At 40.5% G+C, this 12714-nt stretch carries 13 protein-coding genes; 11 read left to right on the forward strand and 2 right to left on the reverse strand.

Annotated features, from left to right (window positions below; translation table 11 throughout):
* The first annotated feature begins 33 nt into the window (after positions 1-33).
* The 5 genes from MLE13_RS10365 to MLE13_RS10385 all read left to right on the forward strand — a co-directional run bounded on the left by MLE13_RS10365 (position 34) and on the right by MLE13_RS10385 (position 4241).
* Positions 34-1350: a hemolysin family protein gene (locus MLE13_RS10365; protein WP_240749636.1), complete on the forward strand. Its 1317-nt coding sequence runs from the start codon at positions 34-36 to the stop codon at positions 1348-1350.
* Between the two features lie 50 nt (positions 1351-1400).
* Complete coding sequence (locus tag MLE13_RS10370; RefSeq protein ID WP_240749637.1) at positions 1401-2453, forward strand: hemolysin family protein; 1053 nt, start codon at positions 1401-1403, stop codon at positions 2451-2453.
* A 97-nt stretch (positions 2454-2550) separates the two neighbouring features.
* Positions 2551-3039: a DUF4306 domain-containing protein gene (locus tag MLE13_RS10375; protein ID WP_240749638.1), complete on the forward strand. Its 489-nt coding sequence runs from the start codon at positions 2551-2553 to the stop codon at positions 3037-3039.
* Between the two features lie 339 nt (positions 3040-3378).
* Positions 3379-3840, forward strand: coding sequence for a LytTR family DNA-binding domain-containing protein (locus tag MLE13_RS10380; RefSeq protein WP_240749639.1), 462 nt, complete (start codon positions 3379-3381; stop codon positions 3838-3840).
* The gene (locus MLE13_RS10385; protein WP_240749640.1) at positions 3837-4241 is read left to right on the forward strand and encodes a DUF3021 domain-containing protein; all 405 of its coding nucleotides are present in this window, start codon (positions 3837-3839) and stop codon (positions 4239-4241) included. The genes MLE13_RS10380 and MLE13_RS10385 overlap by 4 nt, the downstream gene beginning before the upstream one ends.
* A gap of 281 nt (positions 4242-4522) precedes the next feature.
* On the opposite strand, the gene MLE13_RS10390 is transcribed toward MLE13_RS10385, so the two are convergent.
* Together MLE13_RS10390 and MLE13_RS10395 are read right to left on the reverse strand one after the other, a co-directional pair.
* Positions 4523-4690: a hypothetical protein gene (locus tag MLE13_RS10390; protein WP_240749641.1), complete on the reverse strand. Its 168-nt coding sequence runs from the start codon at positions 4688-4690 to the stop codon at positions 4523-4525.
* A 13-nt stretch (positions 4691-4703) separates the two neighbouring features.
* Positions 4704-4970: a hypothetical protein gene (locus MLE13_RS10395; RefSeq protein WP_240749642.1), complete on the reverse strand. Its 267-nt coding sequence runs from the start codon at positions 4968-4970 to the stop codon at positions 4704-4706.
* Between the two features lie 228 nt (positions 4971-5198).
* Between MLE13_RS10395 and MLE13_RS10400 the strand changes: the two genes are divergently transcribed.
* The 6 genes from MLE13_RS10400 (at position 5199) to MLE13_RS10425 (ending at position 12654) form a co-directional block, all read left to right on the forward strand.
* The gene (locus MLE13_RS10400) at positions 5199-6686 is read left to right on the forward strand and encodes a flotillin family protein (protein ID WP_240749643.1); all 1488 of its coding nucleotides are present in this window, start codon (positions 5199-5201) and stop codon (positions 6684-6686) included.
* Between the two features lie 421 nt (positions 6687-7107).
* Positions 7108-7659: a helix-turn-helix domain-containing protein gene (locus tag MLE13_RS10405; protein ID WP_240749644.1), complete on the forward strand. Its 552-nt coding sequence runs from the start codon at positions 7108-7110 to the stop codon at positions 7657-7659.
* Positions 7660-7693: 34 nt separating this feature from the next.
* Positions 7694-8701: an ABC transporter ATP-binding protein gene (locus MLE13_RS10410; RefSeq protein WP_240749645.1), complete on the forward strand. Its 1008-nt coding sequence runs from the start codon at positions 7694-7696 to the stop codon at positions 8699-8701.
* A gap of 29 nt (positions 8702-8730) precedes the next feature.
* Entirely contained in the window at positions 8731-9750 is a 1020-nt protein-coding gene (locus MLE13_RS10415) for an ABC transporter ATP-binding protein (RefSeq protein ID WP_240749646.1), read from the forward strand.
* 36 nt (positions 9751-9786) lie between these two features.
* Positions 9787-11010, forward strand: a complete 1224-nt coding sequence (locus MLE13_RS10420; protein WP_240749647.1) for a dipeptidase — start codon at positions 9787-9789, stop codon at positions 11008-11010.
* Between the two features lie 21 nt (positions 11011-11031).
* Complete coding sequence (locus tag MLE13_RS10425) at positions 11032-12654, forward strand: ABC transporter substrate-binding protein (RefSeq protein WP_240749648.1); 1623 nt, start codon at positions 11032-11034, stop codon at positions 12652-12654.
* The last annotated feature ends 60 nt before the right edge of the window (positions 12655-12714 follow it).

The following is a 12714-nucleotide window of genomic DNA, read 5'->3' on the forward strand; positions in this document are numbered from 1 at the left end:
TTTGGAGGTGAATCCCTTTTATAGGGAAGACACGTGGATATAGTTACCTTATTGAATTTGGCTTTATTAATACTATTGCTCGCTTTAACAGCATTTTTTGTGGGTTCGGAGTTTGCGGTTGTTAAAATTCGCATGTCGCGGCTCGATCAATTAATTGCAGAAGGCAATAAAAAAGCAGTAATCGCGAAAAAAGTGGCGAGCGACTTGGATTATTATTTGTCGGCTTGTCAGCTCGGTATTACCGTTACAGCGCTTGGACTTGGTGCGCTCGGAAAACCGACAATTGAACGATTAATGTACCCAGTCTTTGAGTTTTTTGCGGTTTCCGATGCTATGGCATCAACCGCTTCTTACGCCATCTCATTTATACTCGTAACCTATCTTCACGTAGTGGTCGGCGAAATGGCACCGAAAACATTGGCGATTCAATTTGCTGAGAAGATGTCTCTGCTTTTGGCACCGCCACTGTACTGGTTCGGAAAAGTCATGAAGCCTTTTATATGGGCATTGAACGGAGCAGCTCGCGTATTGCTAAGAATTTTTGGCGTTAAACCAGCAGGTCATGAACAAGCTTATTCAGAAGAAGAATTGAAAATCGTGATGGCGCAAAGTTTTGAAGGCGGAGCCATCAATGAAACCGAACTTTCGTATATGGAAAATGTGTTTTCATTTGATGAGCGCGTAGCCAAAGACATCATGGTGCCACGCACAGAACTCGTCACACTTGATAAAGACATGCCGCTCGAAGAAATTATTGAGATTTTGGATGAAAACAATTACACGCGTTACCCGGTCACAGAAGATGGTGACAAAGATCAAATTCTCGGATTTGTCAGTGCCAAGAAAATGCTTCCGCATATTGTCGCTGGACGCGAATGGTATCTGGAAAATTTCGTCTTAGATTTACCGACTGTTTTTGAAGCAACGGGTTTGCAAAATGCATTAATGATTATGCAAAAAGCCCGTGTCCACATTGCCATCGTTGCAGATGAATATGGTGGGACAGCCGGCATGATTACAATGGAAGACATTTTAGAAGAAATCGTTGGGGAAATACGCGATGAATTTGATTTTGATGAAGTGGCGGACATTAGCAAAGTGAGCAACAATCAATATTTGATTAACGGCCGCGTGTTGTTGAAAGATCTTGAAGAACGCTTTGATTTAACATTTGATGAAAGTGATGACATCGATACGATTGGCGGATGGATTCATTTCAAGGGCCCGGGAGATGTTGAAACCGGCGCAACCTTCACGGATTTGAATATTTCGTGGACCATCGTTGAAATGGACAACCAGCAAGTTAAGCAAGTGATGTTCCACAATCATTCGAATAAGTTGAATGAATAACGTCAACTTAACCATTAATGGAGGTGAATCCCTCATTTGAGGGAGACCAATTGGACGGACAAATAGTCATTAGTTTACTACTTATTGCGTTATTAATTATCGCAACTGCCTTTTTCGTCGGTGCCGAATTCGCCATTTTAAAAGTGCGCATGTCGAGAATCGACCAATTGATCGCTGAAGGAAATAAAAAAGCCGTACTCGCAAAAAAAGTAACCAATGAGTTGGATTATTACTTATCTGCTTGTCAGCTAGGAATCACGATTACGGCACTCGCCCTTGGTGCATTAGGAGAGCCGACCGTCGAACGCATGCTACACCCGTTATTTGAAGCGTTCGATGTTCCCGCAGCGTTATCAACCATTTTGTCGTATGCTATCGCACTTACAATCGTGACGTTTTTACACGTTGTAATCGGTGAATTGGCGCCGAAAACCTTGGCAATTCAATATGCTGAAAAAGTTACGCTATTGCTGGCACCATCGCTTTATTGGTTCGGTAAAATCATGAATCCGTTTATTTGGTTGATGAATGGTTCAGCACGATTGTTGTTGCGTTTATTCAAAGTAGAGCCAGCCGGCCACGAAGAAGCTCATTCGGAAGAAGAGTTAAAGCTTATTATGGCGGAAAGCTTTCAAAGCGGCGAGATCAATCAAACCGAGCTAACGTATTTGAAAAACATCTTCGCTTTTGACGATCGCATTGTTCGCAACATCATGATCCCAAAAGCGGAAATCGTGTCAGTCGATAGTCACCTGACGCGCTCTGAACTTTTTAAAGTATTGGATAAACACCAATTTACCCGTTACCCCGTAGCCGACTATGGCAATGAAAACAACCTCATCGGTTTTATTAACACGAAAGAATTGTTAACGAGCATGGCAGCAGGAAGAACGCAAAATCCGGAATCGTTTATCCACGAGATGTCGCGTTTCCCAGAAACGACACCTATTCAAAAAGTGTTGACCAATATGCAGCAAAGCCACACGCATATGGCCATCATCACAAAAGACGGTGCTATGACTGGACTTGTAACAATGGAAGACATTTTAGAAGAAATCGTCGGCGAAATTAGCGACGACTCGTTTGAAGCAGAACCAATTTAATGCGAATAAAAGAAGAGAGGAACCCATGGGTTTCTCTTCTTTTTTTGGTAAATTATTGGTAAGGTGAAAGGGAGAGTTACAAAAAGGAGAGATGTGTATGCAAGAACGTTCAACGAGAAATATGCGAGAAGTGATATTGTTTTTCGGCGCGTTAATCTTTTTCGCCGTCGCCACTTTCTTGAGTTTGTACGAAGGTAGCCAGTTAGACGATGTCTCTTGGGAATGGCCGTACTCTGCGATCTTTAGCAATTGGTTAAACGGCGGCGTTGAATCGGCAGCCGATATTTTGACCATTGATTACTTAGTGTACGCCGCGAAATTCGAGCCGTTGTTTCCGATAATCATGTTTATTTCTGCATTTATTTTACTGTTGCAACTCGCTTCATGGATCTTTAGAAAAAACAAAATCGCGTTGAGCGTGTTTTATTTAGCGTGCGGAGTGGGACTTTTTGTCGTGAGTGGTGTATTCATGTCGTCGCCAACAGTCGGACTCGAAATATTTTCTCGAATTTTCTTCGTTTTCGGCATTGTTTTGGTGATTTCTGGTGTGACTTCGTTAGTTAAAGCGCGAAAGCAGGAGGCGTGAGTGACGTTGTTTGCGGAATACGCGGGTTTGTTTGCGGGGAGCGACGCGTTGTTTGCAGCAATGAGTGATTTGTTTGCGCTATCCGGCTCGTTGTTTGCGGGATAGACTAGTTTGTTTGCAACTCGACCACAAACGACTCAAAAAAAATAAGCACTCCTCAAAAAAACAGGTCAGTTGGCCTGTTTTTTTGTATGTGACAAAGCAATCGCTACACCTTACGTGGTGATTTCTGCGTGTTACCGGAAAAGCACAGACAAAGAATGGATAGTAGCATAAACTTGGATTATAAGTAGATGATCGATAAGGATTTTAATATCGAGAGATAAGAGGTGAGGTCAGATGAAAGTATCTTTGAATATCGATAGTCAATTTGAAGAGACGAAAGTAACCATTGAATGTAAGGGAATGGACGATTCGATTAAAAGTATTATCGATTTTATCAATAGGCAAGAAGAGACGCGTTTTCTCGTTGGACGAGACGGTGATATGCAACACATTTTGAAGCCAGCGGACATTCATTATTTCCACGCGAACAGTGATAATGTCACGGCGGTAACGGCTAAAGGCGAATTTCGCTTGAAAGAAAAGCTGTATGAATTAGAAGAAATGTTTCCATCGAGTCAGTTTATCCGACTGTCAAAATCAGTCATCGCCAATCTGGACGAATTAAGTCGCTTTGAAGCATCTTTTAACGGAACACTGTGCGTTTATTTTAATTCAGGCGCAAAAGAGTACGTGTCACGGAATTACGTCAACAGCATTAAAGAATCCTTGAAAATGAATAGGAGGAAAGGAAAATGAAAACTTTTTTGATCCGCAGTATTGTTGGAATATGCTTTGGTGCTTTTTTCAGCATTCTCATAACGTATAGCGTCATTTTAAGTGGGCAAGAAACGTTGGATAGCGGTTCGTTCATGCAAAACTCGTTAGGCAGTATGCTATGCGGTTGGTTTTTCGCAGTCAGCAGTCTGATTTTTGATCAACACAACTGGTCATTGCGTCGTCAGACAGTGACGCATTTCATCATTGTCATTGTGTTGTATTTCGTATTGGCATTCGGAATCGGTTGGGTCCCCTTTACTGTAGAAGGCTTTCTATCAATCCTTGGAACCTTTGTGGTTTTCTACTTGTTGTTCTGGTTAGCTTTTTATTTCTACTTTAAAAATCAAGCGCAGAAAATGAATAAAGAGTTGAATAGTTAATAGGAAACCAGCCCTCGTGGCTGGTTTTTATAGTATGACGAGTTTTGAACGGGGGAATTGGGTGAGAAATCGATCGTTGTTTGCGGCTTGTCGTAGTTTGTTTGCAGGAAGCGACGCGTTGTTTGCGCCAATGAGCGATTTGTTTGCGCTATCCGGATCGTTGTTTGTGGGATAGACTAGTTTGTTTGCAACTCGACCACAAAACACCACCCCAACCCCGAATTACCCAAAACAAGAAAAAGGCGTTTCAAGCGCGACTCGCTTGAAACGCCTTTTTCGATTTAATCTTGTGTCAGCTTCTCTAGTTGTTTGTGCTCCAAAGCAAGCTTTTCCCGCTGCAATTGAATATCAGCGAGCTTGATCTCGGATTTTCTTTGAATATCGAAAGCAGCGAGAAGAATCGATCCAGTAAAAATAATCGTAATCATTAAGTAGAAACCAATTTCCAAAGTTATCTCTCCTTTACCCGTTCAGCGCTTGTTGCGCACGATGCTGATCTTTTTTCTCTACATACAAATCGTATTGAGTCGTGTTTGTCACAGCGTCGCGCATATGCGAAGAGCCGATATGACCTTCAGTGCCATGAACATTGGCGTTCACTTTTAGTACCGCGTCATAGCCGATGCCTTGTGCGCGAAGACAGTCGACCGCTTGATAGTACATGTCGTCACCAAAAGCAGTATAAGCCAAATGGTTCTTCTTAAAAAATAGCCACCGAACGAGTCCCATATCGTCACTCCTCTCAAATTACGAAGTCCTTATAATGAGTAATACGAAAGAACAAGCTAAGGGTTTCATCTTATTACCACTAACATGTTGTAGAGAAGACAAAAAAATCCAGTAGGAATATTTGGTTTTATTGAAACATTTAGACAGTTCAATCGTATATATATTATAGGCCACCATCACAAGCTTGAAAGATCGTGCGTCAATTAGCCAAAGGGGAGTGGAAAGAACATGCAGTCATTAGGAATTATTACAGTCATTATTGCGTTAGTCATTATCGCAGCAATCGTAGGGGTTGGGTATTTTTTCTGGATGAAAATCCGTTACCGCACTGCGAAATCCAATGAAGCGTTGATCATCACGGGACCAAAATTAGGAGATCCAGAAAAAGACACGAATATTTTCAACGACGACGAAGGTCGTTCGATGAAAATCATTCGGGGCGGTGGCTATCTTTTAAGACGCTTCCAAACGTCGACGCCGGTTAGTTTGACGTCATTCCAATTAAAACTCGCAACACCGCGTGTCTACACAAATGCGGGTGTGCCGATTGTGGCGGACGCTGTTGCCATGGTCAAAGTCGCTGATACGTTAAACGGTATTGCCAATTACGCCGAGCAGTTTCTTGGCAAAAAACAAGAAGAAATTGAAACGGAAATTATCGAAGTACTTGGCAGTAATTTACGTGCCATTCTATCGAAAATGACAGTGGAAGATATCAATAGCGACCGCGAAAAATTCAATACGGATGTGCAAGACGTTGCTCAAAAACAACTAGACTTGATGGGCTTTAAAATCACGTCACTCGGTTTAACTGATTTGCGTGATGCCGATGAAGACAACGGCTACTTAGAAAACTTAGGTCGCCCGCGTATTGCCGAAGTGCGCAAGCTAGCTGAAATTGCGGAAGCCAACACGGAACGTGAAACACGTATTCACCGCGCACAAACCGACCAAGAAGCGAAAGAAGAAGAATACAAACGCCAAATTTCAACGGCTCAATCGAAAAAAGAAAAAGACATTAAAGATGCTGCGTTCAAAGAAGAAACCGAACGTGCGCGTGCCAAGTCCGAGCAATCGTATGAGCTCGAAAAAGCGAAACTTGCGATGGAAATCCAGGACGAAGAGCTCAGTATGCAATTCGCGGCACGTGAACGCGCAGTTAAACTCGAAGAAGAAGAAAGCAAGGTGCGCAAAACAAAAGCCGATGCCACGTACTACGAAACAACGCGTTCCGCTGAAGCCGACGCGCGCCGAGCAGTCATTGACGGGGAAGCAAAAGCGAAGATCAAACGTGACGAAGGTGCCGCAGAAGCTGAAGTTATTCGCGAACGTGGTAAAGCCGAAGCCGAGTCTCGTAAACTACTTGCTGAAGCAATGGAAGAACATGGCGACGTCATCATCACCGAAAAACTAATCGACATGCTGCCAGTATTTGCAGAGAAAGTTGCTTTGCCACTAAGCAATATCGAATCGGTGAAAATCATTGATTCCGGCAACGGCCAAGGCATCCCGTCATTCGGCAAGAGTGTCACGAAAACCATGGTCGACATGCAAGAGCCGCTCAAAGAAATGACCGGTATCGACATCGGCGAATTGCTGAAGTCCTACGTCAACCGCAACAACCAACCGGCTCCACAAGCACCGGTTGCAACAATGCCAGTGCTGCAAAAAGAAGAAGTTGTTGAAGATACGAATAAAACCGAAGAAGACTTATAAAAGAATCATGTAAGGAATAAACCCAAGAACGTTTGCCGAAGAGGCAAATGGTTCTTGGGTTTTTATATAGTTAAAAAAAGAGGTTTTTTGTATTGTCTAATAAAATAACAAAGCAAATATTCCAATCACATTGAAAGGAATATCTAAATGTATAAAAACACTTAAAAGTGTAATTAAATATGTTGAAATTCGCATTTAAACACTATTCCTAAGTAGAAAGAGTTTATTGTATTCAAAATTGATGCATAAAAATTTTTTGAGTCAATAATTAAAATAATCTGAAAATATTATTGTTTTTTATTTTAATGATGATATACTATTAAAAAGTTCACTCATACTGAATAAATACACTAATACAGTAAAAATGGAACAAAATTTACAATCGTTTAAAAATGAAACATATTTTCTAGGAGGAACTAAATTGGACGACATTGCAGTAAGAGTAAAGGAATTACGTAAAAAAGCAAAAATGACTTTAAAGGATTTAAGCGAAGCCACTTCGTTATCAACAAGTTTTTTATCACAAGTAGAAAATGGATCTTCAAACCTCGCGATTAGTTCTTTAAAAAAAATAGCTGAAGCATTAAAAGTGAATATATCAATATTTTTTGAAGACGATAAAAGTGAATCATATAGTTACATGACAAAGAAAGAAGATAGACGGGTGTTTCAAGTAGAAGGCTTAGAAACCATCTACTCCAATCTTTCCGGAAACTTCAACCAGCGAATATTAGCACCTTACATCCTTACGCTGGCGCCTAGTCAAAAAAAGAAAGACAGTTTTCAATTTGCCGGTGAAGAATTTTACTATGTATTGAAAGGCGCGGCAAAATTTACAATTGATAATAAGGAATATTTTATCTATGAAGGAGATTCAATTCACTTCCCTTCCAGTCTTGACCATTTCGGCGAAAATTTACTGGATGATGAAGAAACTGAATTATTGGGAGTCATTACACCGGTTGTATTTTAATGGTTCATTGAAGAGCTAAAGGGAGGCTGATTTTTTGAAAACATTATTGGAAGTGAAAAATCTAAGTGTTGAATTCAAAACAGAAGATGGAAGTGTCAGACCCCTCGACCAGGCATCTTTTCAAGTAGAAGAAGGACAAACCGTATGTATCGTTGGAGAATCCGGCAGTGGGAAAAGCGTCACCAGCTTAGCCATTATGAGGCTTTTAGAGTTTGAAAACGGAAAAATTACAGATGGCCAAATACTGTTTGAGGGTGAAGACCTGGCGACTAAAAGCGCAGAAGAAATGAGGAAAATAAGAGGCAGTGAAATGTCGATTATTTTTCAAGAACCAATGACTGCGTTAAATCCGGTATTTACAATTGGCCAACAGCTGATGGAAGGTCTTCAATTGCATCAAGGATTTAGTAAAAAAGAAGCGTGGAACCGATCTTGTGAGCTGCTGAATTTAGTTGGGATAAACGATGCGCAAGATCGCATGAAGCAATATGTACATGAACTATCCGGTGGAATGCGCCAGCGGGTCATGATTGCCATTGGCTTATCGTCCAACCCTAAACTTTTGATAGCAGATGAACCAACAACTGCGCTAGATGTCACGATTGAAGCACAGATTTTGAACTTATTGACGGAGTTGAAAGACAAAATCAATATGTCGATTATTTTGATCACCCACGATATGGGTGTAGCTGCTGAAATGGCTGACTATATCGTTGTGATGTATGCAGGAAAAATCGTGGAACAAGGAACTGTTTATCAATTGTTTGACGAACCAACTCACCCCTATACTAAAGGTCTTTTGCAATCCATTCCTTCAGCTGAAGCAACTACAGATGAAAGATTGTATTCAATCAGAGGGACAATCCCAAGCTTAAATAATCTTCCAACCGGATGCAGATTTCATCCGAGATGCGATTTCGCTACTGATAAGTGTTTAACAGAAGTGCCACCTTTAGTTAAAGAGAATGACCGGTTGGTCGCTTGCTGGAATATAAATGATGTTTTAGAGAAAAGCCGAGGAGAGAAGGTGGAAATACTATAGTAGAGAGTTAAATTAGAGGGGGCTATAGCATGATTGACAGTGTGGAAGTAAAGCTAAGGTTGGATGATACACAGAATCAGAAAAAAATTATTTTAAAAGCGGATCATATAAAAAAATATTTCCCTGTTAAATCTGGGATTTTGAGCAGAGAAGTAAAATACGTCAAAGCAGTCGATGATATTTCTTTGGAAATATTTGAAGGGGAGACGTTCTCATTGGTTGGGGAATCCGGGTCTGGTAAATCGACATTAGGCCGAGCCTTGTTAAGGATTCAGGAACCTGATGAGGGAACCATTTCCTTTGATGGTAAGGATATTACCGCCATGAATAGACAACAAATGAAAGACGTTAGAAAGGATATGCAGGTCATCTATCAAGATCCTTTCGGCTCGTTAAACCCAAGAATGAAAGTTATCGACTTAATAGCAGAGCCTCTGGATATTAATAATTTATATAGAGGAAAGGAGAGAGTGGAACGGGTAATCGAGTTAATGGAATTGGTAGGTTTAGATCCAAGTAGACGAAATCGTTATTCCCATGAATTTTCAGGCGGACAAAGGCAGCGGATAGGAATTGCCAGAGCCATAGCGTTAAATCCGAAGTTTATCTTAGCGGATGAAGCAGTATCCGCATTAGACGTGTCTGTTCAAGCACAAGTAGTGAATTTAATGAAAGATTTACAAAAAGAATTAGGACTCACGTATCTATTCATAGCCCATGGATTAAACATTGTCCGCTATATTTCAGATCGTGTTGGGGTGATGTATTTAGGTAAATTGGTTGAAGTCGGAAATGTAGAAGATATCTACAGTAGACCGGCGCATCCCTATACAAATGCTCTTATTCAGACCAATCCAAATCCAAATCCAAGATCGAGAAGGGAGAAATTGATATTAAAAGGTGAAATACCTTCGCCTTCCAATCCGCCATCGGGATGTAGATTCCACACTAGATGTCCGATTGCTAGTGACAAGTGCAAAGAAGTTTCTCCAGAGTTAAGAGAAATTTTACCAGGAAGATTAGTCGCGTGTCATTATCCATTGATTTAGAAATACAAAATAAAAAATAAGAGGAGCTAATATTACATGAAAAAGACGGAATATTCAAACTCGAATAAAAAGAATTACGATGGATACAAATCCTTTCAGTACTTGGAAAGTGGGGTAGACTACCAGGAATATAAATTAGCAAAAGAAATAGGCCGTGTACCCGCGTATACATATCCGGTCAGTGAAGATCAGGAAGAAATCGTACAGGGAATTCTCGCAGAAGAAAATATTGTATCGATGCACGAACATACTTTTGTTACACCTGAAAATGTTAATGAATTTTATGAGTTCAGAAGACAGGGGCGTGATTGGACAGGTTATGAAGCATTAAGCATTTCAGGTTTAGACGTTATTTTTGAAAACTTCATGGATGGTACAGCCATGATCACATCCCAAGCAGGGTGGAAGTGGAATGATGTTATTCATGACCTTGGAATTCGGATGAGTGATATTGAGCATCAGGACATGGTATTTATGGCCAAGCGTATAGATGATTTATACCGCGCTAAGAAAGAAGGGAAAATCGCCTTTGTTGGCGCATTAGAGTCTTGTTCTATGATCGAAAATGAGTTGGACCGATTGGATATTTTATATGGATTTGGGATTCGGACGATGGGTGTAGTTTATTCTGAAGCAAATATGCTTGGCTCAGGGTTAAGAGAACCAAATGACAGTGGGTTATCAGTATTTGGTAAACAAGCCGTCCACCGGATGAATAAGCTGGGAATCACGATTGATGTATCCCATTCCGGAGACAAAACAGCACTGGATACAATTGAAACAAGTTCTAAGCCAGTAACGATCAACCATGCTGGTGCGCGAGCTTTATGGGATACGAGACGTATGAAGCCAGATGATGTCATCAAAGCTTGTGCTGCAAGAGGCGGAGTGATTGCTATCGAAGCTGCGCCACATTCCACAGTGACAAAAAATCATCCGAGACACAATATTGAATCGTTTATGGAACATTTCGAATACACGGCAAATCTGGTTGGGATTGAACATGTTGCTTTTGGTCCTGATACATTGTTTGGGGACCATGTTGGGTTACATGATTTATTGTCAGGAAAATTATCGATCAAGAGTTCACAAAAAGATGATTTGGAGCGAGTGGAATACGTAGAAGGAATTGAAAACCCTGCTGAGAGTTTTCCGAACATTATTCGTTGGTTAGTTAAACACGGTTACAGTCATGAAGACATCAAAAAGGTAATTGGAACGAATATTTTCAGAGTGTTGAAAGAAACATGGGCAAAATAACTTTAAAAAGGGGGAAACATGATGAAAAGTAAATTAGCGACGCTATTAATGGTGTTTATATTATTCATTGCCGGTTGCTCTAGTGATACAAATACTTCGGGTGAATCATCAAGTGGTGGGAAAGAAACAGAAGGTGTCAGCAAAGGTGGAAATGTATCCATTCCAATCGTGGGCGACCCAATTTTTAATCCGTGGCATCCCAATGCCTATGCTGAATCCAACCTCGTAAACCGTGTTTTATTCCAGGGTCTTACAAAACCTGGACTTGATAATTTGCCGGTAGGAAATTTAGCTGAAGAATGGACAACATCTGAAGATGGTTTGGTTTGGACATTTAAATTGAAAGAAGGCGTCAAATGGCACGATGGTGAAGAATTTACGGCAGAAGATGTGGCTTTCACATTTAACGATCTAGTATTAAATGCTTCATTAGGGTCAAACGGTGCTTCTAACTATAAAGCATTGGATAAAGTAGTAGAAGTCGATGACTATACAGTGGAATTCCACTTGAAGAGTCCATTCGCATCTTTGCCGGCATACTTGGCATTCAACTCGGAAATTCTTCCGGCACATAAGTTTGAAGGTGTGGAAGATCCATGGGAATTCACGGATTTCAATAAAGAAAATCCAGTTGGAATTGGTTCATTTAAAATGGGTGAATATATTTCAGGTCAAAGTTTAAAACTTGTTAAAAATGCTGAATATCATAATGGTGAACCGAACCTAGATTCTGTTACATTTAAGATTTTGCCAGATGTAAACACTCAAATTGCCCAAGCATTGAGCAATGAGCTGGATATTTTCGTGCTGGAAGATAAATCGTCATTAGCAAGAATTGAACAAGCGGAAAATATTGAATTAGTAACAGCAGATATTACACGCTATTTCTGGATTTCGTTGGATATGGAAAATCCGAAATTCCAGGATGTAAAAGTAAGACAGGCTATGCTTCACGCAATTGATAGAGAAACCATTATCGATTCTGTGCTAGAAGGTTACGGAGAAATTGCAAATGCTGCTATCACACCAGATCAAAAGCAATACTTTAATGAAGATTTAAAGACATATGAGTTTGACCCAGAAAAGTCTAAACAACTATTAAAAGAAGCTGGTTGGGAAGATACAGATGGTGATGGAATCCTTGATAAAGATGGAGAAGACTTTACATTCCAATTTGACATTGCACTTCAAGGAGATCTCGAACAAATTGCTGTATTGGTTCAGCAATACCTTAAGGATGTTGGGTTTGATGTTGAACTTAACACGATGGAATGGAATGCAATGATTCAAAAGAACATTATCGATCGTGATTTTGACATGATCCTCAACTGGTGGTCATACCCATCCGATCCTGATATTTATGCACAATACCACTCAAGTAACGCGGGGACAGGAAACAATATCCCAGGATACCAAAGTGAAGAATTGGATAAATTGCTGGAAAAAGGACAATCTACAAGTGACCCGGATGAGCGGGCTGTAGTATATGACGAAGTACAGGAATATATGGCTGAGAACTTACCTTATATCTACTTATGGTATCCAAAAGAATTAAGTATTCGCAGTAATAGATTGTCTAATGTTCCAGATATGTATGTAGGTGGTGCCCTGCACTATATCTACGAATGGTCTGTAACAGAATAATCCCTATAAGGTAAGGCTGATCTACTTCTTAGGCAGTAGATCAGCCCCTCTTATGAAGGA

Source organism: Planococcus halocryophilus (assembly GCF_022489025.1).
GTDB lineage: Bacteria > Bacillota > Bacilli > Bacillales_A > Planococcaceae > Planococcus > Planococcus halocryophilus_A.

Bases quoted from the DNA above. Each gene is read 5' to 3' on its own strand.
- MLE13_RS10375 (WP_240749638.1), top strand. From the start codon at position 2,551: ATGCAAGAACGTTCAACGAGAAATATGCGAGAAGTGATATTGTTTTTC.
- MLE13_RS10380 (WP_240749639.1), top strand. From the start codon at position 3,379: ATGAAAGTATCTTTGAATATCGATAGTCAATTTGAAGAGACGAAAGTA.
- MLE13_RS10385 (WP_240749640.1), top strand. From the start codon at position 3,837: ATGAAAACTTTTTTGATCCGCAGTATTGTTGGAATATGCTTTGGTGCT.
- MLE13_RS10395 (WP_240749642.1), bottom strand. From the start codon at position 4,970: ATGGGACTCGTTCGGTGGCTATTTTTTAAGAAGAACCATTTGGCTTAT.
- MLE13_RS10400 (WP_240749643.1), top strand. From the start codon at position 5,199: ATGCAGTCATTAGGAATTATTACAGTCATTATTGCGTTAGTCATTATC.
- MLE13_RS10415 (WP_240749646.1), top strand. From the start codon at position 8,731: ATGATTGACAGTGTGGAAGTAAAGCTAAGGTTGGATGATACACAGAAT.
- MLE13_RS10420 (WP_240749647.1), top strand. From the start codon at position 9,787: ATGAAAAAGACGGAATATTCAAACTCGAATAAAAAGAATTACGATGGA.
- MLE13_RS10425 (WP_240749648.1), top strand. From the start codon at position 11,032: ATGAAAAGTAAATTAGCGACGCTATTAATGGTGTTTATATTATTCATT.